The organism is Clostridium sp. MCC353, assembly GCF_018785315.1.
Lineage (GTDB): Bacteria > Bacillota > Clostridia > Lachnospirales > Lachnospiraceae > CHH4-2.
This window is the reverse complement of record NZ_WQPN01000066.1, coordinates 39,454-64,130: the sequence shown is the minus strand read 5'-3', so window position 1 is coordinate 64,130 and position 24,677 is coordinate 39,454. Positions and strand designations below refer to the sequence as shown.

Here is a 24,677-nt window from a genome sequence, read left to right as displayed (position 1 = left end):
CGATAGATTATGGATAAGCTGACAATTAATAAAATGGAGTTATACTATGGTGATTTTAAAGCCCTGAAAGGCATCAATTTGAAGATCCCTTCCAATGAGATCACCGCTTTTATCGGCCCCTCGGGCTGCGGGAAATCCACCCTTTTAAAATCATTGAACCGGATGAACGATCTGGTGGAGGGATGCAGGATAACAGGCGAAATCCTGCTGGATGACCAGGATATCTATGGAAATATGGACATCAACCTGCTGAGAAAGCGGGTGGGAATGGTGTTCCAGAAACCAAATCCATTCCCCATGAGCGTATATGACAATATCGCGTTCGGGCCCAGAACCCACGGGATCCGCTCAAAGGTCAGGCTGGACGATATTGTGGAAAAATCTCTGAGAGACGCGGCCATCTGGGATGAATTAAAGGACCGTCTGAAAAAAAGCGCCCTGGGGCTTTCCGGAGGACAGCAGCAGAGGCTCTGTATTGCCAGAGCTTTGGCAGTGCAGCCGGAAGTGCTTTTGATGGATGAGCCCACTTCCGCCCTCGACCCCATTTCCACATCCAAGATAGAAGACCTTGCTGTGGAACTGAAAAAAGATTATACTATTGTCATGGTTACCCACAACATGCAGCAGGCAGCCAGAATCTCGGATAAAACCGCATTTTTCCTGCTGGGAGAGGTGATTGAATTCGGGGAGACGGAGCAGATTTTCTCCATGCCCAGGAACCAGAAGACAGAGGATTATATTACGGGGAGGTTTGGCTGATATGCGCAATCGTTTTGATGAACAGCTTGAATATTTGAATGTGGAACTGATCCGCATGGGGGCATTGTGTGAAGATGCCATTTCCTATGCGTCCAGAACCCTGATGGGTGAGAACAATCTGGCCGATCAGGTATATAAAACAGATAAAGAGATCGACCAGAAGGAGCGGGATATCGAGAGCCTGTGCATGAGGCTTCTGCTCCAGCAGCAGCCGGTGGCAAAGGATCTGCGCCTGATCTCATCCGCTTTGAAAATGATATCGGACATGGAGCGGATCGGCGATCAGGCCTCGGATATCGCGGAAATTGCCGGATTTATTAAAGACAGAAAAGTACAGAGCAGCATCCACATCAGGGAAATGGCGGAAGCGACCATTAAGATGGTCACGGAAAGCGTGGATTCATTTGTAAAAAAGGATCTTGAGATCGCGCAGAGCGTGATTAAGTATGACGATGTGGTGGATGATCTGTTTGCAAAGGTGAAGGAAGAACTGATCAGCCTGATAAAAGAGGATAACAGCGACGGGGAATTCTGCATAGATCTTCTCATGATCGCCAAGTATTTTGAACGAATCGGTGACCACGCAACCAATATTGCGGAATGGGTGGAATTTTCAATTACCGGAGTTCACGTGGAGGGAAATTAAACGATGATTTATCTTGTGGAAGATGACAACAGTATCCGGGAACTGGTGATTTATACACTGCAGAGCACCGGGTTTCAAGCGGCCGGATTTTCCTGCGGAAAGGAGTTCTGGGAGGGCATGAGAAAAGAGGTGCCGTCTCTCATCCTTTTGGATATTATGCTGCCGGATGAAGACGGGCTGACCATATTGAAGAAGATCAGAAATGCCTCCGATACATCCAGGATACCGGTAATTATGCTGACCGCCAAGGGTACGGAATACGACAAAGTGATCGGCCTGGACAGCGGCGCGGACGACTATATCCCCAAGCCGTTTGGGATGATGGAACTGGTATCCCGGGTAAAAGCAGTGCTCCGCCGTACCGAACCGGAGCAGAAGACCAGGCTCTACGAACTGGGGCCCATAAAGGTCGACGTCATCCGCCACACCGTCCATGTGAGCGGGGAAGCTGTAAATCTCACCTACAAAGAATTCGAACTTCTCTGCTATTTGATGGAAAATGAAGGCATTGTTCTGAGCCGTGACCAGCTACTGTCGAAAATCTGGGGTTATGATTTTGACGGAGAGACGAGAACCGTGGATGTCCACATCCGGACTCTGCGTCAGAAGCTGGGAACCGGCGGAAATTATATAGAGACGATCCGCGGCGTGGGCTATAAGATTGAGGAGATATGATGAGACGAAAAATATATTGGAACATGTGTCTGGTAGCCTTATTTTCCCTGATTCTGGCCACTTTGGTGACCACAGGGCTGTTTTACAGGGACCTTCAGACGCAGATGGAAAAGGAAGTGGCAACGGAAGTCCGCTACATCCAGTCCGCCATGGAAATGGGAGGAAGCGATTATCTGGACTATCTGTCCATCCGGGGCGACGGCAACAGCATCAACCGGATCACCTGGGTGGACCAGGACGGTACGGTTCTGTATGACAGCTATAAAAACAGCGAAAGCCTGGAAAACCACTTAGACCGCCCGGAGATCAAGGACGCTCTGGAAAAGGGCGTGGGATCCATCACGAGGCCGTCGGAAACTCTGGCGGAACAGACTTATTATTATGCGGTGCGGCTCAGCGACGGTACGGTTGTCCGGGTGGCCAGCACCACCAGGAGCGGCTGGGCGTCCTTCATGCAGATGATTCCCTGGGTGGTGGTGCTGACCATTGTGATCTTCTGCATCACCATGGTATTGGCTGAAATCCAGACGAAGAAGATCGTAGGCCCTATTAACGGCCTGAATCTGGATAATCCGGACGAGGCGTCGGTCTATGACGAACTGTCCCCGCTGATCGGCAGAATCGAGAAGCAGAACCGGACAATCCACAGGCAGATGGACACATTGAGGGAGAAGCAGATGGAATTTTCCGCCATTACGGAAAATATGAGCGAAGGATTTATTGTGGTGGACAGCAAAGCAGAAGTTGTCTCCTATAACAGCAGCGCCATGAAGATATTGGGCGTGGAAAAGCAGATGGTTCCCGATTCCCGGGTCAATATATTGAATTTTAACAGAAGTGCGGAGTTCCGTGAGGCGGTGGATCATGCCCTGGCGGGACGTCATGCGGAACATAATCTGGACTTAAACGGCCATTGTTACCAGATGATCGCCAACCCTGTACTGGACGAAGGGCGGAATAAAGGCGCAATCATTGTGATATTGGATATTACGGAGAAAAAGGGCAGGGAAGACCTGCGCCGGGAATTTTCCGCCAACGTATCCCACGAACTGAAAACGCCTCTGACCTCCATTTCAGGATATGCGGAGATCATGAAAAATGGTCTGGTCAAACCGGAAGACATGGCCCGGTTTGCGGAAAACATCTATACCGAGGCCCAGCGCCTGATCACATTGGTGGGCGACATCATCAAACTTTCCCAGTTGGATGAAAATGCTGTGGAAGTGGAAAAGAGCGCGGTGGATCTGTACGAAGTCTCTTCCGATGTGGTGAAGCGCCTTCAGGCCAATGCGGCCATGCAGAAAGTAAGCCTGAGCCTTCAGGGCGAACCTGCGGTGATCTTCGGAGCCAGACAGATTCTGGATGAAATGATCTTCAATCTCTGCGATAATGCGGTAAAATACAACAAACCAAATGGCAAAGTCACAGTAACGGTGAAAAATGATGGAATGAACAAGGTCGTCACTGTTGCTGATACCGGGATCGGCGTGCCGGAAGCGGATAAAGACAGGATCTTTGAACGCTTTTACCGGGTGGACAAAAGCCACTCCAAGCAGATTGGGGGGACCGGGCTCGGTCTTTCCATTGTGAAACATGGAGCCATTTACCATGAGGCCAGGGTGGAACTGGAGAGTAAGGTTTCGGTGGGGACAACGGTGAGGATTGTGTTTTAGAGGGGGTACGCTCGAACGAGGCGGAGGTACGCCCGCATGAGGCGCTGGGAGCCGGGGAGGTTTGGGAAGGGGCGGCCGGGAGCGGCCTGTCCTCCGCCATGGAACCGGGGCCGGGGGCGCTTTTCGCAGTTTCAGCTCATGGTTTCGGCCGGGGCATCTCTAGGACAGAAAGGAAGGAAAATAGAGGGTACCGAGAGCATTCATTGAGAATTTCTGAAGAAATTCTCAATTCAGGCTCTCTAAATCGCTGACTTTGAGGTCAGCGATTTCCCCTCCATTTTCCTTCCTTTCTGTCCAAGAGATGCCGACGGCCGAAACAAATCGCTGAAACTGCGAAAAGCGCCCCCGGCCCCGGTTCCATGACGGAGGACAGGCCGCTCCCGGCCGCCCCTTCCCAAACCTCCCCGGCTCCGGCGCCTCATGCGGGCGTACCTCCGCCTCGTTCGAGCTGGGGGGCTGGATGGAGCTGGGAGGTAGGGAGTTGTAGGATAGTTTGTGGGAGCAAGACGCGTTGGTTAAGGTGTAGGTAAGGTTTTTGTTAATTTCTCTGTTAATTCCTCTGTTAGTGGTTAATTGGCAGGTGGTTGTAGTTCGTTATGAGGGAGTTTTTTGTATTGATTGGAGTGGGGAGAGGAAGTGGGTCAGGTATTCGGCGGCGGCTGGCCAGTTTTTGGTGGTGAGGTAGGTTTGGGGGAAGAGGCTGCTGCCGATTCCTGCGCCGATGTAGCCTTGGCGGAGAAAGTCGTGGAGGTTGGCGGGGCTGACGCCGCCTACGGCGATGTAGTCAGTGTCGGGGAAGGGGCCTTTTAAGCTTTTTATGTAGTTTGGGGGCATGCATGAGGCGGGGAAGAGTTTTAGGAGGCGGCAGCCGTATTTTAGGGAAAGGGCTGCGTCGGAGGGGGTCATGACGCCGGGGATTATGGGGATGGAGAGCTGGCGGCAGTAATTGAGGGTTTCTTCGGAAACGGATGGGGTCAGGAAGAAGCTGGCGCCGGCTGTGCAGGCCTCATGGCAGTCTTTGAGGGTGAGGACGGTTCCGGCTCCGATTATGGCGTCTTCCGGGAGGGCGGTTCGGAGGAAATTTATCTGGCGGGGGGCATGTTCTGTGTTCATGGCCACTTCGAATAGGCGGATTCCGCCCTGATAGGCGGCTCCGGCATAGTCTTCCAGGATGTCGTCGGGAATATTTCTTAAAATCGCACAGGCCGGGTATTTCTTTATCATATCTGTCATATTCATATTTTTATCCTTTCATCGAAAAATATCGGATTTGTTATTCAGTATGGAATTCATTACGGCGCAGGTGGGATAACCTTCGGTATCGCCATAGGTTTCTGTGGCCAGGGCGCCTGCGGCCGCGCCCATGAGGCCGCATTCTGAAAGGGTTCTGCTCTCCAGGATGCCGCAGAGGAAAGCGGAATTGAATGCGTCTCCGGCGCCTATGGGGTCTATGCAGCAGCATGGATGGGGGGAAATGGGGATGATCTGGTTTTGATCCATCACAATGGCTCCATTTTTACCATCTTTTACGGCTATATATTTGGCTTTTCCGTTGGTGAACAGATTGTCTGCCAGACGGGGGATTTCGGTGGAGGAAAACAGCATTTTTGCTTCGGAAAGCCCGAGCAGTACGATGTCAGCCTGGAAAATGAGATCTGTGATCAGGTGGGTGTAATCCCTGTTTTTCCACAGTTTTTTTCTGATATTGGGGTCAAAACTGAACAGTGTGCCGTGTTTTTGGGCAGCGAAAACACAGGCGTATACGGCTTCCCGGCAGCTTTCCCCCAATATGGGGGTGATTCCTGTGGTGTGGAAAATGGATGCGGATTGGATTGCGGAAACGGGCGCTATGTCTTTTGGCATATGGCTGGCCGCGGAGTTTTCCCTGTAGTAGAAAACGGAAGTTTCTCCGGCGGCTTTCACCTGTTTAAACATGAGGCCTGTTTTGTGCTCCGGGTCGTAACGGACAAGACTGGTATCCACGCCTTCCGACCGGATGGAATTTTCTATAAAATGTCCGAATTCATCTTCGCCTAAGGCGCTGATCCAGGAGGCGGAATGCCCCAGCTTGGATACGCCCACAGCCAGGTTGCTTTCCGCACCCGCAGTCCTGCTTTCAAAACTGCGCATGTAGCGGAGAGGGCCTGGGGAGGAAGGGGAAAAAGAGGCCATGGTTTCCCCAAGTGTCACGATTTCAGCCATAACAGCACCTCCTACATCAGAATTCCATCTTTGAAGATGGAAATGTCCCGGTAGCCATATAACTCGCTTTTGGTTTGGATCTGCCCGGAAGCGGTTTTTATAAGCTGCCTGAAAAGCAGTTCCCTTTCCTGCTCAAAGGAGGAACCTTCTAACAGGGGGCCCGCGTTAAAATCGATCCAGCCCTGTTTATGGTCTGCCAGTGCGGAGTTGGAAGAAATTTTCACCGTAGGAGCCGGAGCGCCGAAAGGATTGCCGCCGCCCGTAGTAAATAAAATGATGTTACAGCCGCTGGCCGTCAGATTAGTGCAGGAAACCGCATCATTTCCGGGACCGTTTAAGAGGTTTAATCCGGCGCATAGGGGATAATCGCCATAGGAGAGCACATCCGTCACCGGAGAACAGCCGCCTTTTTGGATACAGCCCAGGGATTTTTCCTCCAGGGTGGTGATACCGCCCTTTTTATTGCCAGGGCACGGGTTTTCATAAATGGGCTGGTTGTATCGCTTAAAGTAGGATTTAAACCCGTTGACCAGGGATACAATCTTATGGAAAACTTCTTCGGAAACGGCCCGGTTCATCAGTTCCTGTTCCGCTCCGAACATCTCAGGAACCTCTGTTAAAATGCAGGTTCCCCCCTTCTGAATGACCAGATCCGCGATTTGGCCGCACAGAGGATTGGCGGAGACGCCGGAAAATGCATCTGAACTGCCGCATTTAAATCCCAGTTGGAGTTTGCTCAGAGGCAGGGGCGTCCGTCCGGTTCGGGATGCAAAACCAGTCAGTTGATCTAAAAGTTTTAAACCTTCTTCATATTCATCGTCACAGTTCTGAGTGACTAAGAATTTCACCCGTTCCGGGTTAAAATTTCCCAATACAGGCAGAAAATTTTCCAGATTATTATTCTCGCAGCCCAGACTGACCACCAAGACAGCTCCCGCATTGGGATGCCGGATTAAACCGCGAAGCAGTTTCTGGGTGGTCAAATGGTCCTCTCCAAGCTGGCTGCAGCCGGAATTATGGGGAAATGAAAAGATGCCGTCTATACGGTTCCCATACAGTTTGCGGGCACGTTCCTCCAGAATACGTACTGTCCGGTTTACACAGCCCACGGTGGGAATAATCCACACTTCATTGCGCGTTCCCGCCCGGCCGTCCGGCCGAAGATATCCGTCGAAGGTATCGGGAATGCCGGAAGTGTGGGATTGATCGGCGATCCCAAATTGGCCGGAGAGATTGCAAATGCCGGCAGGTCCGGACGTTTCTGTCAGCAGTTCCCGTAACGCGGCATCAGGAGTATAACGGTATTCCAGAATGCCGTCTAAACCTGTGCGCAGATTATGGGAATGTACATGATCTCCCGGCGCTATGGTTTCCGTGGCGACGCCGATGGGCGCGCCGTATTTCACTGCGTTTTCCCCTTTTTCTATCCGGACAAGAGCCACCTTGTGGGCTTTCGGTATTGCAGAGGACACGCAGATTTCCCGTCCGGCGGTTTTATACCTGTGGTTTGGATACAGATCGACCAAAGCTACGGCCACATTATCTTTTGGCCCTATTTTCAATAAGGTTTCGGAGCTTATAGTTATTTCAGAGCGCATTGATCACAGTCCTTTCTTTTTTTATTGACATACAAAATTGACATATAAAACAGAAAGGGATAACTATGCATATAAGTTTTAATCAGTCAGGGAAATGGAATAAGACATTATCAGATTTAAAATGGATTTGCCTATACTGTATCACGGTTTTCTCAAAACTACAACCCCCTAAAAAATAGATGTAAAAAATAGAAAAATCCGGTTTGTTCTGAAAAAACCAAAAAGAACCAAAGGACCTGATTTTGTCCATGAGATTGTGCAATATGTACAATATAAGGCGAAATAAAGACTGGATTTTGACAAATATTTCAAAAAATATTGATTTCTAAAAACCCCTAACTTATCATAAGGACAGGGATAAGATACATGTTGCATATAGGTAGTCAGTTAAAAATGGATTTATTTTCAGCAGTAGAAAGGAGTATTCTTTTTGGACCAGAATGTGATTTTAGAGGTCAAAGGCATCAGCAAATATTTTCCCGGAGTCCAGGCGTTAGGAGGCGTTGATCTGGATATAAAAAAGGGGGAAGTCCATTCAATTGTAGGTGAAAATGGAGCGGGAAAGTCCACTCTCATGAAAGTGCTCACAGGAGTCTACAAGCGGGATGAGGGGGAGTATTATTTTGAAGGAAAACCGGCTGTGTTCCATAACATCCATCAGTCCATTGAGATGGGAATCAGCTGCATTTATCAGGAACTGACCATCGTACCTATGCTGGATGTGGCAAGAAATTTGTTTTTGGGCAATCTGCCGGTCAACCGGTATGGTCTGGTGGACTATAAAAAGCTGTATCAGGACGCTCAGGAAGTGTTAAGCCTTTTGGGAATGGATTTATCGCCAAAGACAATTGCCAAAGACCTTTCTGTGGCCCAGCATCAGATGATTGAAATAGGGCGGGCGGTTTCCAGGAAAGCAAAGGTCATTATTATGGATGAGCCCACGTCTTCCCTTACGGATAATGAGACGGCAATCCTGTTCCGGGTGATTCGTTCTTTAAAAGAAAAGGGGATCGGAATTTTCTATATTTCCCACAAATTAGAAGAGATCACGCAGATATCCGACCGGATATCCGTATTCCGCGACGGAAAAAAGATCATCACCTTTGCCAATGACCGGAGTGTAAGCCAGGATATGATAATCGGCCATATGATAGGCAGAAAAATTGAAAATTACTATAACAAGCAGAAGGTGGAAAAAGGCGGCATTGCCCTGGAAGCCAGGGGGCTGACAAGAAAAGGTGTATTTGAGGACATCAGCTTTCAGGTGAGAAGAGGGGAAGTATTAGGATTTTTCGGCCTGGTGGGCGCGGGGCGTTCGGAGGTCATGACCGCGCTCATGGGGATTGAGAAGCTGGATGCGGGAGAAATTTATATCGACGGAAAGAAGCGGAAGTTAAATTCCCCGGCAGAAGCCATCAGCGCGGGCATCGGTTTTGTGCCCGAGGACAGAAGACAGCAGGGGCTGATCCTGCGCCTCAGCGTCAAGTTTAATGCGATGATTGTTAAGATGAATGAGACAGCCAGATTCGGAATTACCAGGGACCGGGAAGAAAACCGGATCGCCAATGAATTTAAAGAATATCTGGATATAAAAACCCCCAGCCTGGGAAAAACGGCGGGAGACTTATCAGGGGGGAACCAGCAGAAAGTCGTGATCGCTAAATGGCTGATGATGAGCCCTAAAATCCTGATTCTGGACGAGCCCACAAGGGGAATTGACGTGGGGGCGAAGACGGAAATCTACCGTCTGATCAACGAACTGGCAGCAAAAGGAGTGGCTGTGATCGTCATTTCTTCCGAGCTTCCGGAGGTCCTGGGATTAAGCGACAGGATTATTACCATGTCCGAAGGGCGCATGACCGGAGATTTGGATATTGAAAAATGCAGCAGTCAGACAGTAATGGAAGCGGCGCTGGGAGGTAGAAAAAATGAACGGGAAAGGACTTGAAAAAATTGATTGGGCAAAACACATCCGCTTAATTGTACTGCTGGGAGGGATTGTGATCCTTTTGGCGGCCCAGTGCATCCACAGCCCGGCCATCTTAAAGAGCGGGGCGTCCGCCTATAATTATTTCATAAAAATAATTCTGGCGGTAGGAAGTACGGCCCTGATTGCCAGCGGAGTTACATTTGTAATTATCAGCGGAAATAATGACTTGTCCACCGGATGCATGATGCAGTTTGCGGCTTCCATCGCCTGCGTGGTGGGCAGTAAGTATTTTGACCGCTTTGGTGAAAATACGGTTTCTCTCATATCCATCCTTACGCCGGTAGCGGTATGCATGGTTTTGGGCATGGTAAATGGGATTTTAGTCGGTGTATGCGGACTGAATGCCTTTGTGTGCACCCTTGGAATGGCTTATATCATCCAGTCCATCCATGTGCTCTATAACGGCGGAGGGACGGTCTATCCCAAAAGCCTGGCCATGTTCCGGTTTATCGGCAAAGGCAGAATCGGAGGGATCATACCATTCCCCATCGTGTTCATCACGCTGGTATTTTTGATACTGGGTTTCATCCTGCATAAAACCACCATCGGAAGAAAGGTGTATGCGGTGGGCGGAAACCCCACGGCGGCCCGTTTTTCCGGAATTGATTCCAAACGGATGATCGTGTTCGTCTATATGATTTCCGGCATGATGTCGGGAATCGCGGGAGTGTTCATTGCATCCTACACGGAATCAGGAGATATGCTGATGGGCGTGGGCAAAGAATTTGACGCGATTGTGGCGGTTGTGCTGGGAGGCGCGCTGCTGACCGGAGGCGCGGGAGGCATGATCGGAACTGTTTTGGGTTCTTTGTTTCTCGGAGTCCTGGCCCTGTTCTATGTTCAGTTTAACGTGAACATCAACGTCCAGTGGGTGATCCGCGGCGCGCTGATGCTGGGCGTGATCCTGATGAATGGGCTGATCGATAAAAAGCAGGGAGGGAAGAAATCATGAAACAAAAGAAACTCTCCTTAAAAGATTCGGGCAATTTTTTAATGCGGAACTGCGTTTATATCATCTGCATTCTGCTGCTGGTCATACCCAGCTTTTTTTCCAAAACTTATCTGTCCCCTGCGTCTCTCACCACGTTGAGCAAAAATGTTTCCGTTTGGGGGCTTATGGCCATAGGAGTGTCCTTTGTCATGCTTTTGGGCTGTAACGATCTTTCCATAGGAATGATCGTTTCCATGCTGACTGTGGTGGGGGTGATCACATCCAATCAGATCGGGCTGGTGCCCGCGGTGGCTTTTATCCTGACAGGCGGCGTTCTGGCGGGAGTGTTCAACGGAATCATTGTGGGAAAGCTGGGCATGAATCCATTTATCGCCACGTTGGGCAGCCAGATGGTGTTTAAAGGGGTGGGGCTGGTGGTCAGCGGCGGCCAGCCGGTATTCAGCTATAATAAGACCCTGGCAGGCCTTTATGATATGGAACTTCTGAATCTGGGGTTTATGACCATCACCCTGCCATTTGCTGCCTTAATCATCGTCCTGACGGCAGCCAGTATTCTGCTGAAATACACCAAGTTCGGCCAGAGCGTATATGTGGTGGGCGGCAATAAGGAGGCAGCGGCCCTGTCGGGCATCGACACCACCAGGGTTACGGTGATCTGTTACATCATTTCGGGATTGTGCGGCGCTATCACCTCCCTGTTCATCATAGCACTCAATTCAGCGGGAAATGGTGCGGTTGGCGAGAGGTATTCCCTTCAGACCGTGGCAGCCTGCGTGCTGGGCGGCCTGGCAATGACGGGCGGATACGGCAATGCGTTCCGGGCATTTCTGGGAGTATGCGCGATGCAGTTGATCCAAAAAGTTCTGTATCAGGTGGATGCGTCCCTGGCAAACCTTCAGATCGGAATTATCGGCATCATACTGGTGATGTTCCTTCTTTTTAATAAGGCGTCCATTGAGAAGAATAAAGATTCATAACATTTCCCGGTTTATGGCCGCGCTGCACCATAGACCTGAGGATAAATGACAGCAGCGCAGAAAAGAGGAGAAAGAATGAGAAAAAGATTTATGGCTTTGTTTTTGGCAGGGTGTTTGGCGGCAGCTTTGACGGGCTGCGGAGGAAATGGAGGCCAGGCCGGGACGACGGCGGCATCGGCTGCTGCGACAACGGCAGCCACGGGAAAAGACGGGGAAAAAGCGGCGGAGAAGCCAGGGGGAGAAGCGGCGGAGAAAGCAGCGGAAGAAGGGGATAAGAAGGCGGCGGACGCCCAAACCGCAGACAGCAAGGCGGCGGACAGCGCCGCAAAAGTGGGGGAACCGGCTCAGGCGGCGTCTTCCGAGCGCCCGGTGGTATGTCTGCTGATGAGCAAAACTACCTCCGCGTACAGCGGGGCTTATTTTTCCAACTTTAAGGAAAAGTCTGCGGAGTATCCTGATGTGGACTGGATCGCTTTTGACGCCCAGAATGATCCCACGCTCCAGGCCCAGCAGGCAGAAGAGGCCATAGCGATGGGCGCGTCCTGCATTATGATGCAGCCCATTGACGGAACTGCGCTGATTGCAGCCGCTAAGAAGATATCGGAAGCCGGGATTCCTCTGGTGATCTGTAATAAAAAGCTGACGGAAGAGGGAGAACCCTATTATACTACTTACTTTGGGCCGGATTGTTACTTAGAAGGCCAGCTTGCCGCGGACCTGCTTCATGAAAAATATCCTGACGGATGCAAATATGTTCACTTAGGACAGGATACCTCCGATGAGGTGGGGCGTCTGCGCCTGGCGGGATTTGAGGATCAGGCGAAAGAGAAAGGTTATAATTTTGAATGTCTGGGAGTTTCCCCGTCCTGCAACTGGTCCGCTGAAAATGGGAAAACCTATATGGCCGCATTTTTAACCAAGTTTTCCGGGGAGATCGACGCGGTTTGGGCGATTGACGACGCCGTAGGCTATGGCGCCCTTCAGGCAGTGCAGGAAGATTTATCCGGTGAGAACGAAAAGGTCCAGATCGTATCAGTGGGAGGCCAGGAAGCCAATTTAAATGCCATCAAAGAAGGGAAAAATTATCTGGGAACCATTTACCAGTCTCCGATTCTGGAATCGGGCGGAGCCATGAAAATTGTTAACGACATTGTGGTCAATAACATCGTGCCGTCAGAAAAGAGCATATCCATGGAACTGCCGGTGATCACCATCGACAACGCTAACGACTATCCGCCGGCCTATTAGACCACATGAAATGCAGGCGCTAAATTTGAGAAAGGACAGGGATTTGATGCGAAATCCCATGGAATGAAATGGATAAAAACTGTATGTACTGTGATAAAGGAGAACAGCTAAATAGCGTTATGCTGCCGGTCTGTGAGATAGAGGGATTCCCCCTCTATCTCATGAAAAACCAGACTTACCGGGGACGTGTGGTGCTGGCCTGTGACGGACACATAGGAAAGATCGCCGATATGGATGAGGAAAAATCCGGGAAGTTCTTTCATGCGGTTTATCAAACAGCCTCCATTCTGACGGAAGTATTTCATCCGGGCCAGGTGAACATCGGCATGTATGCGGATAAAATGAGCCATCTGCACTGCCACATCACGCCCAAATATCCGGACGGGCCTGACTGGGGCGGGATTTTTATAATGGATCCCCAGCCCCCGGAGCTGCTCTCCGGTGAGGAATATGAAGACATGATCCGAATGATTAAAAATGAAGCAGAGAAGCAGGAAAAAGCCGGAAAGATCCGAGGTGACAGCAGGTGTTTATAGAGTTTCCTAAGGTGAGCGGCGTAATCGTTGAGGGAATGGATCAGATCAGGATTCCCAGGATGGTCACAATCCGCCAGAATTATGATAAATCCGAGATAGAAGACATACCGGGACACATTGTCAGGATCATGGAGCAGGAGTTGAAAGACCACAGCCAGTTTGCAGGAAGACGGATCTGCGTTGCGGTGGGAAGCAGAGGAATTCCACACCTGGACGTGATTGTCAAAACCATTTGCAGCCGTTTAAAGGAGTGGGGGGCCAAGCCGTTTCTGATCCCCGCCATGGGAAGCCATGGAGGGGGAACCGCCCAAGGCCAGACGGAGATTCTGGCTGGATACGGCATCACCGAATCCGCCATGGGCGTGCCGGTCACGTCATCCATGGAAGTGGTGAAATACGGGGAATTGTCCAATGGAACCCCGCTATACTGCGATAAAGCCGCCTTTGAATCCGACGGCATCGTGATCCTGAATAAAGTAAAACCCCATACGGATTTCAGGGGAGATCATGAAAGCGGTCTGGCTAAGATGATCGCAATCGGCCTGGCAAAGCATATCGGCGCTTCAGCGTTTCACATGCAGGGATTTCCTGAGTTTTCCAAAAGGGTTCCGGAGGCGGCGGAACTGTTCTTAAAGAAAGCTCCCGTAGCGTTTGGAATCGGCCTGGTACAAAACGCTTATGACCAGATCTGCGCCATTGAAGCCGCCAAACCGGAAGACATCATGGAAATGGACAAAAAGCTGCTTAAATTGGCAAAAGACCGGCTGGCAGTCTTTAAATTCAACAGTCTGGATGTGCTTGTCATCGATGAAATCGGTAAAAATATCAGCGGCTACGGCCAGGACCCCAATGTGACAGGAAGAGCCAACGGATCGGACGAATCCTTTAAACACATTCTGGATTTGAAAAAAATGGTGATTTTGGGAGTGACCGAAGAGAGCCGCCACAACGGTTCCGGCATTGCAGAGGCAGATGTCACAACCCTGCGCTGTATGAGAGGGATCGACTGGGCCCAGGTATGGACCAATCTGATCACTTCCACAGAGATTCAGGGCTGTAAAATGCCCATGTACGCCAACAGCGACAGGGAGGCAGTGCTGCTGGCCATAAGATGCTGCAACGGCATTGATTTTTCCAGGGTGCGGATGGCCCGCATCAAAAACACCTCCCGGCTTCATGAGATTGAAGTATCTGAAGAATTGTTCTATTCCATTGAAGGCAGAGAAGATATCCAATTGATCCGCGGTCCCTATGAAATGGAATTTGACCCGGATGGAAACCTGATTTAAACATGTGGTTACGCAGGTGTTTAAAAGACAGAATCTGGGGTGGCGTATGTGAGTGAAAAATGTGATTTGCCGTGCATATGTGATTGAAATCAGATGGGGCGTGAATAAAATAGCAGAACCGAGAGGCAATATGGAATATAAGTATTTGTATCAGAATATTTACAACAGTTTAAAACAGGAAATAATGAGCGGAACTTATGAATCAGGCTGTTTTCTGCCTACGGAACGGGAATTGTGCCAGAGGTTTGCCGTGGAGCGGACGACGGTCAGAAGGGCCCTGGATTTTCTGGTAAAGGACAGGATGGTTGAGAAGTATCCGGGAATGGGCAGCAAGGTCATTTACAGCAAGAATCAGGAGGAGGCCAGAATCGTCAGCACAGGCGGGGACTCCATCGGCATTTTCATGGTGGAAAAAAGTGGAAGCGACAAGCGGCTTACGGAACCATATTATTCCGACCTGTTTTATTATCTGGCTCAGGAATGCTATGAAAGAGGGCTGCAGCTGGTTTCTTACCCCATTCACGAACACACCAATATTGAGGATATTATCAGAAGAAATAATTTCCTGACCGCTGTTTTTGTCACCAAGGTCCCCAAGAATATGATCCGCCGGGCCGCCGCCTGCAGGATACCGGTTCTTCTGGTAAATGAACTCTATGAAAATTTCTCCACCATCCAGCATGATTATTTCTCCTGCGCCACCACAGCCATGCAGTATCTCTATGAAAACGGCCACCGCAGGATCGCTGTTCTGAGGGGGCCGGACGGATACCTGGCAACCAGGGACGAACTGGCAGGAATCTATGATTCCATCATCCGCCTCAAACTCAAGATGTACAGGGACTGGATCGTGGAAGGCGACTGGACCATGCAGAGCGGCTATAACAGGATAAAAGAGCTGTTTACAAGCTGTCCCAAGCTGCCCACCGCAGTTTTTGCCTGTAACGACGTGATGGCCATTGGAGCGATTCACGCGCTGCGGGATCTGGGATTCTCCATTCCCGGGGATGTGAGCGTTATTGGAATGAACAACATGGAACAGCTTCAGTTTTTAGAACCGGATTTGACCACAATCGATGGAAACACCTCTCATTTTGCTAAGGTGATCACAGAGCTGGCCTATAAAAATGCCCTGGTACAAAACCACATGGGAGTGAAAATCGTAATGCCCGTGAAATTGGTGATCCGGGGTACGGTAAAACAGCTGGAACAAAAAAAGGAAGAGCCGGAAAAAACAGAACGGAGGATGGAATGAATTCAAGAGAAAAGGTGAGGAGACTGTTTAACCGGGAGAAGACAGACGGTATAGCGATTGATTTTGGCGGAATGTCGTCCAGCGGAATCAGCGCCGTTGCCTATGCGAAGCTGGTTGAAGCCCTGGGCCTTCCCAAGCGGATGATAAAGATCAATGACATTTTCCAGCAGACCGCCCAGCCGGATTTGGATGTGATCGAGGCGCTGGGAGGTGATTTTGTCCAGGCCCTGCCCATGCGCCTGCGTTTTGGCATCAGTTCAAAACAGTGGAAGGAATGGACCATGACTGATGGCACCCCCTGCCTTGTGCCGTCGGAGCTGAATCCGGTGACGGATGAAAAGGGAAATCAATTTATCCTTGTAAACGGCATGCCCTATGCCTGTATGCCGGCCAAGGGCCTTTATTTCGACCAAACCGCCCATCTGCTGGAAGATGCGGAGGACCTTTCCGATCTGGACGGATTTCCCCTTCCGGTGATGGAAGAGGATGAAATAGAGTTTATTCAAACAGAGGTGGACGAGCTCTATGAAAATACGGATAAAGCCATTGTGTTCCGTCTTGGAGGAAGCGTGTTTGAGCAGGGGCAGAGGGATTTCAATTATGAGAATTTCTACTGTAACCTGCTGATCAATAAAGAATTGATGCATGAATATTTCAGAAGGCTGACGGATGCGTATCTGGAAAATTTACAGCGTCTCCTTCCTGCCATCGGGGACAAAATCCAGGCGGTCCAGTTTTTTGACGATTTGGGCGCCCAAACCGGCCTTCAGATTTCCATAGACACCTACCGGGAAATGATCATGCCGTATCATAAGAAAATGTACGCTTATATCCATAAAACATGCCCCGGGGTGAAGGTGCTTCTCCACTGCTGTGGCGGAATATTTGATCTGATCCCCTCTCTGATAGAGGCCGGGGTGGATATTCTAAATCCGGTACAGATAAGCGCAGCAGGAATGGAACTGCAGAAACTGAAAAATACATATGGAGACAGGATGATATTCTGGGGCGGCGGCGCGGATATGCAGGATTTTGTGCAGAAAACCGATGATCTGGATGCGGTGCGGGAACATGTGGACAGTCTGATCCAAATATTTTTCCAGGGCGGAGGCTTTGTATTCACTCAGATCCACAACATCCAATATGACGTGCCGCCGGAAAAAGTGATTGCAATCTATGAAACCGCAAAAAAATATAAAAGATAGAGGAACAAAAACATGAATGAAACGGGTAAATTATTAAATAAAAAAGTGGTGATTACCGGGGCGAGCAGCGGGATGGGAGAAGCCATCGCCAGGACTTACGCAAAAGAAGGGGCTGATCTGTGTCTGATAGCCAGAAGTGAAGACCGGCTGAAAGAACTTTGCAGAGAGCTGGAACAGGAAGGCGTAAAAGCGGTTTACTATGCGGCTGACCTGATTAATCCGGAAGAGATAGAGGCGGCGGCCGGTTTTGCGTTTGCAGCCTTTGACAGAATTGATATTTTGGTGAACTGTGCGGGCCTTGGCATTTTCCGTCCCTTCGGGGAATATTCCGTGGAGGAATACAATACCACCATGGATTTAAATATCAGGGCATTATTTCTGATGACACAGAAAGCGGCAGTCAAGATGAAAGAACAGCGGCAGGGGCAGATCATCAGCATCGGTTCCATGGCAGCAGTAAAGGATGCAGCCAACAACAGCGCGTTATATTTTGCATCGAAATGGGCGCTTATGGGCCTTCACCGCTGTATGGCATTTGAACTGATGGATTATGATATCCGGGTGACACTGCTGAATCCGGGCAATACGGATACAAAATTCCGGCCGGATGCGGTGGGGCAGCACCCTGAATGGATTCAGGCCCAGGATATCGCAGACGCCGCTTTATATGTGGCTGAATCCGCGTCTAATATCTCAATCCATGAAATCAACATTTCCCCTACCAATATTGGGTGGAATATTATTAAATAGAAACCGTTCAGATGGCGGGGATTGGTATATTAATTATAGAAGAAAGAGTAAATTCCATGATTAAAAACGGGTTTTACACAGTGGATAAAAACGATAATACGGCAACTGCCCTCGGGGACATGGAATGCGGAACCGGTACGGTGTTCGGGGCGTGTTCCATGGAAATTATGGTGAAAGAAATGATACGGTGCGGCTATAAAATTGCTTTGCAGGACATCGAAGAGGGCGGGAAGATTTACAAATACGGCGTCTGTATCGGAAACGCTAAATGCGGGATACAAAAGGGGACGCTGGTGCACAGCCATAACCTGGCCAGCCTGTATGACTTCAGGAGCGGCGGATTTGATGTAAAGAGCGGGGTGCCTGAAGATATGGAATATTGTTTGAAGTGACATCGAGCGTTATTACATCGAGCGTGTGACATCGAGCGTGAAGGCATTTTTGAAAATGCCTTCACGTTTCACTTTAAAGGTAAATAAATATGAAAAATAATTACGAAATCACCGGATATTTAAGAAATGACGGCAGAAAAGGAATCAGAAATAAAGTTCTGATCCTGTACACGGTCAGCTGCGCCGCCCCCACTGCCTATGCAATACGCTCCTGTTTTGAACGCCAGGAAGAAATCGACGTAATTGGAAGCGAGGGCTGCCGAACGAATGAGCTGATGGCGGAGAAAATGAAAACATTTGCCTTACATCCCAATGTAGGAGCCGTTCTGGTGGTGCAGAATGGATGTGAGGAACTGGATGGGGCTAAGATCATAAAAGCGGCAAAAGAGAGCGGCCGGCCGGCTGAAAGTATTCTGATCCAGGAATTGGGAACCGGAAGGGCAAAAATGCTGGGTCAATCGATGGTGAGCCGTTTTTTACAGGAACTGGAGCATACGCCCACAGGCCGGGTCTGCCTGTCTGAGCTGGTTTTCGGCATAGAATGCGGGGGTTCCGACTTCACCAGCGGATTGGCGGCCAATCCATTGGTGGGAAAATTTACGGATTATGTCACCGGACTGGGTGGAACTGTGCTTTTTGAAGAGATGTATGAAGCCATCGGCTTGAAAGAACTTCTGATGAGCAGATGCGGTTCCTCAAATGCCAGACAGCAGATTTCCGGGACCTATGATAAATATTTCCGTCATGCTGTGGAATCGGGCCAGTTTTCCATTTCTCCTGGCAATATCCGGGGCGGATTGACCACCATCGAGGAAAAGAGCATGGGCGCTGTTGCGAAAACCGGAACTGCCAGCATCGAAGGCGTTTTAAAAATAACCCAGCGGCCTCCCCATCCAGGCCTATGGTATCTGGACTGCATGACGGATACGGAAGAAGGCTGCGGCTTTTCCGTATCCAACGATGCCTCCAGCACCTTGTTGTTTTTGCTCAGCGGAGCCCATTTAACCATTTTGACCACAGGACGCGGCCATGTGGTCAGCAATCCCATAGGGCCGGTAATAAAACTGACAGGAAATCCCGATACATACGGGCGTCTGCAGGAAGATATTGACTTTAACGCAGGGGTGTTATTGACTGGTGAAAAAAGCAGGACGGAAGTTTTCGATGAGTTTTTGGAACTGGTTTTTGATACGGCGGGGGGAAAGAGATGCAGAGGGGAAATGAATGGACATGGAGAAGGGGGATTGAATTATGAAGTACAGTATTAAAGGATATCCAAGGGGCAGCGGGAGCTTTGGAATAAGGAATAAACTGCTGATTCTGTATACGGTAAACTGCAGCGCATTTATTGCCCGGTCAATCGGGGAACGTCTGCGCCTTGCCGGGCTGGATGTAGATGTGGCTGGAAATGAAAGCTGCTATGACAATCAGACCATGGTGAACCAGCTCCTCCGCCTTTCCATACATCCTAATGTGGGAGCTGTTTTAATAATCGGCCACGGCTGTGAATTCATTCAGGCGGAAAAACTAGCCAACTTTGCCAAAAGCCATGACCGGGCCGCCAAAACCCTATTCGGCCAGCAGCTTGGAACCCGGACCGCCATTGAAAAAGGAGTGGAAACAGGGCTGAATTTATACCGCGGATTTGGAAAAACTCAGGCAGAAGAATGCAGCCTGTCCGGCATGGTGATCGGTCTGTCTGTACCGGCCTGGGATGATACCGTTTCCCTCTGCCTGTCTTCCATGGAAGGTGTTCTTTCATATTTAATAGACCATGGAGCAGCCGTTGTTCTGGCAGAGCGCTATTTGTATGCCTTATATCCTGATGATATATCAGGTAATTCTGTCATAAAAATGCCGGAATTGGAAAATCTGCGAAAAAAAGCAGAGCGCTGCCGCCGCTTATGGGATAAATTAGATGTATCGGAAGAAAAAAGAACACTTTTAAAGGCTTATATCCAAAAACATGCCGCCGGCTGTGTGAAACTGTCCCAGGTTCCAAATGCTCCCGGCATATGGTTTTCCGATTCTCTCCAGGATTACGGAACCATGAGAGGCCCGATGAACGGCGGAATCATAGGCGAACTGATGCAGTATGCAGGAAACGGCGCAGTTTTAAACCTGATGGTCACTGGAAAGGGAACGCCCGCAGGATGTGCGGTGACGCCTGCTCTCATTATAACGGCAAATAGGGATACCCAGGAAAAAATGGGGGGAGATGTGGATATTCTGATAGATCCTGAGCAGGAGATGCAGGCGAAAATATTAGAGCGGATCTGCCGGACGATGAATGGTTCACTGACCGCATCGGAACAGAATGGGCAGTTTGGAGCCCTGTTGTTTCAGAATGCGCAGGAAATGTAAAAAAAGTTTAACTAATCTGCCAAATAAATTTGCGGCCGCGCCTTACCAGAATGTGGTGAGACACGGCCGTATTATGATTAAACAAAAAAAGCCAGGGCTTGACATATAAAGTACAGGATGTTATCATGAGCATAGATTACAATTTGTAATCTTAGGTGAGGAGGTGAATGATCTTGCAGCAAATCTCGGAATACGAATTGGAATTAATGAAAATTGTGTGGGCAAACGGCGGCAGGGCCCTATATGCGGATATTGCGAAGGCTCTGGAGGAGAAGGGGACGCCCTGGACGAAAAATACGATAATCACGCTATCCTCTCGCCTGATAAACAAAGGATTCCTGAAAGCGGATAAGATTGGCCATCGGAATGAGTATATCGCCATCATCTCCGAAGCCGCATACCAGACGGCGCAGGCTGAGACTTTTTTAGAAAAAGTCTATGAGGGCAACGCAAAAGGACTTGTGTCCGCGTTGATTGAAAAGGACTTGCTTTCTTCTGAAGATATAGAAGATTTAAAAACGTACTGGAAGGGCGGTGGGGATGGCAAATGAATGAGATATTAAAAGTCATCTTGTCGCTTTCTTTTTCCGGCTCCCTGCTGATGATTATTCTTTTTCTGCTCCGGCCGGTGTTGAAAGAGAGGCTGAGCAGGCAGTGGCAATACTATATTTGGCTGATAGTCATCGCCCGTCTGATGCTGCCTTTTACTTCGGAACCAAGTTTAATCGGCACATTGCAGGAGAAATTCACTGTGATGTCAGGGCAGCAGAACGACAGTGATGATATCCCGTTCATAGGCAGCCCAATATATGGGCAGAACAGAGCGGAAAACGAACGGATGGAGCCTGTGAAAGCCTCCGTCAGGGCTCGAACCGCATTAGTGACGATATGGGGAAATTTGTGGCTGGTCTGGTTCGTGACGATGTTCCTCCTGTTCATTCGGAAAATCACGGTTTACCAGGATTTTGTGACCTATATTCGGGCAGGAAGTATGGAAGTGGGGGATATTAGCCTGTTGGAACAGTTTGGAAAACTGGTGGAGAAAAGTAAGGTGAAAGCTGGTGTGGAACTTTATACGAACAGCCTCATCTCCTCGCCCCTGCTCCTCGGATTCTTCCATCCCTGCATCGTGCTTCCGTCTGCCGACTTGTCTTCTGCTGATTTTGAATATACGGTCCTGCATGAACTGACGCATTTTAAACGAGGGGATATGTTTTATAAATGGCTGGTACAGTCAGCCGTATGCGCCCATTGGTTTAATCCGCTGGTTTACCTGATGAGCCGGGAAATCAGCCGGGCTTGTGAGCTCTCCTGCGATGAGAACGTCATAAAGCCGTTAAATCCGGAAGAGCGGCGGGCCTATGGGGACACATTGTTAAATGCATTGGGAGCCGGAGGAAGTTATAAGGCTTCTCTCGCTTCTGTGACACTGAGTGAAAGTAAAGAACGATTGAAAGAGAGGTTAGACGCTATAATGAAATTTAAGAAGACCAGCCGTTTCACGGCGGCAGTTTCGTTTGTTCTGGCAGTTGTGTTAAGTTTTGGAGCCACATTTATGGGCGCTTACGCGGCTTCGGATACTTACGCAGCTTCTGGAACCTACGCAACATCCGAAACCCACGCAGCTTCGGATGTGAAAGGTACTGTGGTAATCGATTTGAGCAGCAATGGGCGGACGAGTATCACGCAGTCCTCAAGTTTTGAGGCAGAATCCGGCCAGATTCTGACCCTGGAAATTACATCTTCCATCAAAGGCGCTGTGGATTTGTTTTTATTCTCTCCGTCCAATGAGGAGCAGCGCATCACATTTGGCGGCAGTGACGAGACGAAGACTGTCCATTTATCAGAGGGCAGATGGGCTTATAACTGCACAGGCTTTTTTGACAGCGGGGAAATTTCTATTGTGGGCACCTTATCTTTTGCGCAGCCTGAAAAGACGAATTTGGATTAACCGGGGAATTAAACCAAAATTCCCCGCCTATTCAATCTTACTGATCCGTGGAAAATACCGGAACAGCACCTTAGCGATAATTTTATCCTCATGAACATAGGTGTTTTTCCATCCCCGTGCGTCCAGAGAATCATTCCGGTTATCTCCCATCATAAAATAGCAGTCTTCCGGCACTTCAAAGTGGAGAGGGGGCTCTAAGTCCATTTCCTCCCGGATGTAAGGCTCGTCCAGAGGCGTCTCCGAATTATTGATATAGACTTTCCCGTTCTTAATATCCACAATATCGCCGGGAAGGCCGATAATTCTCTTTACGAAATAGATGGATTCGTCATCCGGCCAGCGGAAGATCACGATGTCGCCCCGCTCCGGGTCCTGGAATTTATAGGAAAGACGTGAGCCGATCACCCTGTCGCCAGTCATGATGGTATTTTCCATGGAACCGCTGGGAACCCGGCTGTTTGCGATGATGAATTTGTTGAGCACAAATGCGATGATGGCTGCGGTAATGATGATCTTAATCCAGTCCCAGGCCTCCTGTTTCCAGTCGAAGGGCTGTTTTTCTTCTGAATGAAGTTCTCTATTTTTATCTTCCTGATTCATATCTGATTTACCTTCTTGAATTTTCTAATATTTTTAATCGCTTTTACATCCACGATTGCTATAGAAGAGTTTATATGAGAATTTTACTTTCCGCAAGGGTTTTCACAAAATGGTAATAAAAACTTCATATTAGTCATTTACAATAATACTATATCATTTTATTGGGGTGAGAGGATCATATGACGAGAGAGAAGAAGGTATTGGTAACTGGGGGAATCCTCTTTGGCGCAGCGTTAATCCTGCAATTGACGGCCCGCAAAATCGGGGGATTCGGCCAGTGGTATGCGGTGACGGTTTATCCGCTGCTGACGGGAAGCCTGGGGCGGCTGACCGGCTTGTTTCCGTTTTCCGTGGTGGAGCTGGGGCTTTACGCACTGGTTATTTTCTGCATATTTTATGGGGGTCGGAATATAAGGAAACCTAAGAAACTGCTTGGCGGGACATTTTTACTGACAGGGGCTTTATTTTTTTCCTATACAATTAATTGTGGTATTAATTATTACCGGCAGCCGTTTTCAGCGTCCCTGGATTTTAAAATGCAGCCTTCCACAAAGGAGGAATTGATCGAATTGTGCCGGTATCTGACGGAACGTGTCAATGAAAATATTCCGGATGCGGTTCCCCAGGGGGAAGCGGACGCGGGTCAGAGCAGTTTCCCGGAAGCGTCTGTCCTTAATAAGGAAGGAGTCAGATCCATGAAGGCGCTGGGGGATATTTATCCCGGGCTGGCGGGGTTTTATCCAAAGCCCAAAGGTCTTTTGTTTTCACAGATTTTGTCTTACCAGCAGTTGAGCGGCATTTATGCGCCGTTTACCATTGAAGCGAATTATAATAAGGATATGACAGCCTATAATATTCCCCATACGATCTGCCATGAATTGTCTCATTTGCGGGGATATATGAGGGAGGACGAAGCGAATTTCATCGGATATCTGGCCTGTATTAACTCGGAAATGAAGGAATTCCGCTACAGCGGTTATCTGGCCGGGTGGATTTACGCGGGAAATGCGCTGGCCCGAACGGACATGGGGACTTACCGGGAACTGGTCGGAAGCCTGGATCCTCAGGTGCTTGCCGATTTAAATGCGAATAACCTGTTTTGGGACCGGTATGAGGGAAAAGTGGCGGAAACGGCCACCAAAGTGAACGATACCTACTTAAAGGCCAACAGCCAGGCAGACGGCGTTCAGAGCTATGGCCGGGTGGTGGATTTGATGCTGGCATATTACCGGGAGGAGAAAATGGAAGAAAAATGAAGATAAGTTGTGTTACAATTTCGTTGTAAAAACAAATATAGAATGCTAAAATAGAAATATTAAAACATGCGGATGGAGCAGGCAGTGTGAAAAATGATCTTGACGGCTTATTTTTACACTCAAATTTGTGCCGGAGCCACAAATTTGATTCGCGGCTAAGAATATGGAATTCCCAGCGCGTGCCTGCATAACGCATTATATGTGTAACTCATTATATGCGTAACTTATTGAATGCGTAACTCATTATCTGTGCAACGCAATATCTGTGCAACGCAATATCTGTGCAACGCAATATCTGTGTAACGCAATGTCTATGCGACGAAATGTCTGTGTAACGCAATATCTGTGTAACGCAATGC

At 49.1% G+C, this 24,677-nt stretch carries 23 protein-coding genes; 19 read left to right on the top strand and 4 right to left on the bottom strand.

Translation table 11 applies throughout. The features are described from left to right. Positions 1-9: 9 nt before the first annotated feature. From pstB to GPL15_RS12980, 4 genes are read left to right on the top strand one after another with little or no spacing between them, the layout of a single operon-like run. The gene (gene pstB, locus GPL15_RS12995) at positions 10-759 is read left to right on the top strand and encodes a phosphate ABC transporter ATP-binding protein PstB (protein WP_215699104.1); all 750 of its coding nucleotides are present in this window, start codon (positions 10-12) and stop codon (positions 757-759) included. 1 nt (position 760) lies between these two features. After that, a complete protein-coding gene (gene phoU, locus GPL15_RS12990; protein WP_215699103.1) occupies positions 761-1,405 on the top strand; it encodes a phosphate signaling complex protein PhoU in 645 nt (214 codons plus the stop codon). Between the two features lie 3 nt (positions 1,406-1,408). Next, on the top strand, positions 1,409-2,080 hold the full coding sequence (locus tag GPL15_RS12985; protein ID WP_215699102.1) for a response regulator transcription factor: 672 nt from the start codon (positions 1,409-1,411) through the stop codon (positions 2,078-2,080). Continuing rightward, positions 2,080-3,753, top strand: a complete 1,674-nt coding sequence (locus GPL15_RS12980; RefSeq protein ID WP_215699101.1) for an ATP-binding protein — start codon at positions 2,080-2,082, stop codon at positions 3,751-3,753. Before GPL15_RS12985 ends, GPL15_RS12980 begins: the two co-directional genes overlap by 1 nt. Before the next feature lie 594 nt (positions 3,754-4,347). Here GPL15_RS12980 and GPL15_RS12975 read toward each other — a convergent pair. From GPL15_RS12975 to GPL15_RS12965, 3 genes are read right to left on the bottom strand one after another with little or no spacing between them, the layout of a single operon-like run. Next, positions 4,348-4,992, bottom strand: coding sequence for a bifunctional 4-hydroxy-2-oxoglutarate aldolase/2-dehydro-3-deoxy-phosphogluconate aldolase (locus tag GPL15_RS12975; protein WP_252198381.1), 645 nt, complete (start codon positions 4,990-4,992; stop codon positions 4,348-4,350). A gap of 12 nt (positions 4,993-5,004) precedes the next feature. Continuing rightward, positions 5,005-5,955: a sugar kinase gene (locus GPL15_RS12970; protein ID WP_215699100.1), complete on the bottom strand. Its 951-nt coding sequence runs from the start codon at positions 5,953-5,955 to the stop codon at positions 5,005-5,007. An 11-nt stretch (positions 5,956-5,966) separates the two neighbouring features. After that, positions 5,967-7,553, bottom strand: coding sequence for an altronate dehydratase family protein (locus tag GPL15_RS12965; protein ID WP_215699099.1), 1,587 nt, complete (start codon positions 7,551-7,553; stop codon positions 5,967-5,969). A 430-nt stretch (positions 7,554-7,983) separates the two neighbouring features. Between GPL15_RS12965 and GPL15_RS12960 the strand changes: the two genes are divergently transcribed. From GPL15_RS12960 to GPL15_RS12895, 14 genes are all read left to right on the top strand, one after another. Next, positions 7,984-9,501, top strand: coding sequence for a sugar ABC transporter ATP-binding protein (locus GPL15_RS12960; protein WP_215699098.1), 1,518 nt, complete (start codon positions 7,984-7,986; stop codon positions 9,499-9,501). Beyond that, the gene (locus GPL15_RS12955) at positions 9,482-10,495 is read left to right on the top strand and encodes an ABC transporter permease (RefSeq protein WP_215699097.1); all 1,014 of its coding nucleotides are present in this window, start codon (positions 9,482-9,484) and stop codon (positions 10,493-10,495) included. Before GPL15_RS12960 ends, GPL15_RS12955 begins: the two co-directional genes overlap by 20 nt. Continuing rightward, positions 10,492-11,472 carry an ABC transporter permease gene (locus GPL15_RS12950; RefSeq protein WP_215699096.1) on the top strand — a complete coding sequence of 327 codons (981 nt, stop codon included), beginning with the start codon at positions 10,492-10,494 and terminating at the stop codon, positions 11,470-11,472. Before GPL15_RS12955 ends, GPL15_RS12950 begins: the two co-directional genes overlap by 4 nt. A gap of 75 nt (positions 11,473-11,547) precedes the next feature. Continuing rightward, positions 11,548-12,720, top strand: coding sequence for a sugar ABC transporter substrate-binding protein (locus tag GPL15_RS12945; RefSeq protein ID WP_215699095.1), 1,173 nt, complete (start codon positions 11,548-11,550; stop codon positions 12,718-12,720). A gap of 83 nt (positions 12,721-12,803) precedes the next feature. Continuing rightward, the gene (locus GPL15_RS12940; protein ID WP_215699094.1) at positions 12,804-13,256 is read left to right on the top strand and encodes an HIT family protein; all 453 of its coding nucleotides are present in this window, start codon (positions 12,804-12,806) and stop codon (positions 13,254-13,256) included. Then, the gene (locus GPL15_RS12935; protein ID WP_215699093.1) at positions 13,247-14,545 is read left to right on the top strand and encodes a lactate racemase domain-containing protein; all 1,299 of its coding nucleotides are present in this window, start codon (positions 13,247-13,249) and stop codon (positions 14,543-14,545) included. The genes GPL15_RS12940 and GPL15_RS12935 overlap by 10 nt, the downstream gene beginning before the upstream one ends. Positions 14,546-14,597: 52 nt before the next feature. Beyond that, positions 14,598-15,800 (top strand): GntR family transcriptional regulator, encoded by a 1,203-nt coding sequence (locus GPL15_RS12930; RefSeq protein WP_215699092.1) that lies wholly within the window; start codon positions 14,598-14,600, stop codon positions 15,798-15,800. Then, positions 15,797-17,005: a uroporphyrinogen decarboxylase family protein gene (locus tag GPL15_RS12925; RefSeq protein ID WP_215699091.1), complete on the top strand. Its 1,209-nt coding sequence runs from the start codon at positions 15,797-15,799 to the stop codon at positions 17,003-17,005. The genes GPL15_RS12930 and GPL15_RS12925 overlap by 4 nt, the downstream gene beginning before the upstream one ends. Before the next feature lie 12 nt (positions 17,006-17,017). Beyond that, on the top strand, positions 17,018-17,755 hold the full coding sequence (locus tag GPL15_RS12920; RefSeq protein ID WP_215699090.1) for an SDR family oxidoreductase: 738 nt from the start codon (positions 17,018-17,020) through the stop codon (positions 17,753-17,755). A gap of 56 nt (positions 17,756-17,811) precedes the next feature. Then, positions 17,812-18,147, top strand: coding sequence for a UxaA family hydrolase (locus GPL15_RS12915; protein ID WP_215699089.1), 336 nt, complete (start codon positions 17,812-17,814; stop codon positions 18,145-18,147). 89 nt (positions 18,148-18,236) lie between these two features. After that, positions 18,237-19,415, top strand: coding sequence for a UxaA family hydrolase (locus tag GPL15_RS12910; protein ID WP_215699088.1), 1,179 nt, complete (start codon positions 18,237-18,239; stop codon positions 19,413-19,415). Next, on the top strand, positions 19,399-20,511 hold the full coding sequence (locus tag GPL15_RS12905; RefSeq protein WP_215699087.1) for a UxaA family hydrolase: 1,113 nt from the start codon (positions 19,399-19,401) through the stop codon (positions 20,509-20,511). Before GPL15_RS12910 ends, GPL15_RS12905 begins: the two co-directional genes overlap by 17 nt. A gap of 167 nt (positions 20,512-20,678) precedes the next feature. Continuing rightward, entirely contained in the window at positions 20,679-21,062 is a 384-nt protein-coding gene (locus tag GPL15_RS12900; protein ID WP_252198379.1) for a BlaI/MecI/CopY family transcriptional regulator, read from the top strand. Then, a complete protein-coding gene (locus GPL15_RS12895) occupies positions 21,059-22,462 on the top strand; it encodes a M56 family metallopeptidase (RefSeq protein WP_215699086.1) in 1,404 nt (467 codons plus the stop codon). The genes GPL15_RS12900 and GPL15_RS12895 overlap by 4 nt, the downstream gene beginning before the upstream one ends. Positions 22,463-22,489: 27 nt before the next feature. Here the strand turns inward: GPL15_RS12895 and lepB are convergent, their stop codons facing one another. Further along, the gene (gene lepB / locus GPL15_RS12890) at positions 22,490-23,062 is read right to left on the bottom strand and encodes a signal peptidase I (RefSeq protein WP_215699085.1); all 573 of its coding nucleotides are present in this window, start codon (positions 23,060-23,062) and stop codon (positions 22,490-22,492) included. 179 nt (positions 23,063-23,241) lie between these two features. Between lepB and GPL15_RS12885 the strand changes: the two genes are divergently transcribed. After that, the gene (locus GPL15_RS12885) at positions 23,242-24,318 is read left to right on the top strand and encodes a DUF3810 domain-containing protein (protein ID WP_215699084.1); all 1,077 of its coding nucleotides are present in this window, start codon (positions 23,242-23,244) and stop codon (positions 24,316-24,318) included. Positions 24,319-24,677 lie beyond the last annotated feature (359 nt).

Coding starts and splice junctions, on each gene's coding strand:
- pstB (WP_215699104.1), top strand. CDS start 10: ATGGATAAGCTGACAATTAATAAAATGGAGTTATACTATGGTGATTTT.
- phoU (WP_215699103.1), top strand. CDS start 761: ATGCGCAATCGTTTTGATGAACAGCTTGAATATTTGAATGTGGAACTG.
- GPL15_RS12985 (WP_215699102.1), top strand. CDS start 1,409: ATGATTTATCTTGTGGAAGATGACAACAGTATCCGGGAACTGGTGATT.
- GPL15_RS12980 (WP_215699101.1), top strand. CDS start 2,080: ATGAGACGAAAAATATATTGGAACATGTGTCTGGTAGCCTTATTTTCC.
- GPL15_RS12975 (WP_252198381.1), bottom strand. CDS start 4,992: ATGAATATGACAGATATGATAAAGAAATACCCGGCCTGTGCGATTTTA.
- GPL15_RS12970 (WP_215699100.1), bottom strand. CDS start 5,955: ATGGCTGAAATCGTGACACTTGGGGAAACCATGGCCTCTTTTTCCCCT.
- GPL15_RS12965 (WP_215699099.1), bottom strand. CDS start 7,553: ATGCGCTCTGAAATAACTATAAGCTCCGAAACCTTATTGAAAATAGGG.
- GPL15_RS12955 (WP_215699097.1), top strand. CDS start 9,482: ATGAACGGGAAAGGACTTGAAAAAATTGATTGGGCAAAACACATCCGC.
- GPL15_RS12950 (WP_215699096.1), top strand. CDS start 10,492: ATGAAACAAAAGAAACTCTCCTTAAAAGATTCGGGCAATTTTTTAATG.
- GPL15_RS12945 (WP_215699095.1), top strand. CDS start 11,548: ATGAGAAAAAGATTTATGGCTTTGTTTTTGGCAGGGTGTTTGGCGGCA.
- GPL15_RS12940 (WP_215699094.1), top strand. CDS start 12,804: ATGTACTGTGATAAAGGAGAACAGCTAAATAGCGTTATGCTGCCGGTC.
- GPL15_RS12925 (WP_215699091.1), top strand. CDS start 15,797: ATGAATTCAAGAGAAAAGGTGAGGAGACTGTTTAACCGGGAGAAGACA.
- GPL15_RS12920 (WP_215699090.1), top strand. CDS start 17,018: ATGAATGAAACGGGTAAATTATTAAATAAAAAAGTGGTGATTACCGGG.
- GPL15_RS12915 (WP_215699089.1), top strand. CDS start 17,812: ATGATTAAAAACGGGTTTTACACAGTGGATAAAAACGATAATACGGCA.
- GPL15_RS12910 (WP_215699088.1), top strand. CDS start 18,237: ATGAAAAATAATTACGAAATCACCGGATATTTAAGAAATGACGGCAGA.
- GPL15_RS12905 (WP_215699087.1), top strand. CDS start 19,399: ATGAAGTACAGTATTAAAGGATATCCAAGGGGCAGCGGGAGCTTTGGA.
- GPL15_RS12900 (WP_252198379.1), top strand. CDS start 20,679: ATGATCTTGCAGCAAATCTCGGAATACGAATTGGAATTAATGAAAATT.
- GPL15_RS12895 (WP_215699086.1), top strand. CDS start 21,059: ATGAATGAGATATTAAAAGTCATCTTGTCGCTTTCTTTTTCCGGCTCC.
- lepB (WP_215699085.1), bottom strand. CDS start 23,062: ATGAATCAGGAAGATAAAAATAGAGAACTTCATTCAGAAGAAAAACAG.
- GPL15_RS12885 (WP_215699084.1), top strand. CDS start 23,242: ATGACGAGAGAGAAGAAGGTATTGGTAACTGGGGGAATCCTCTTTGGC.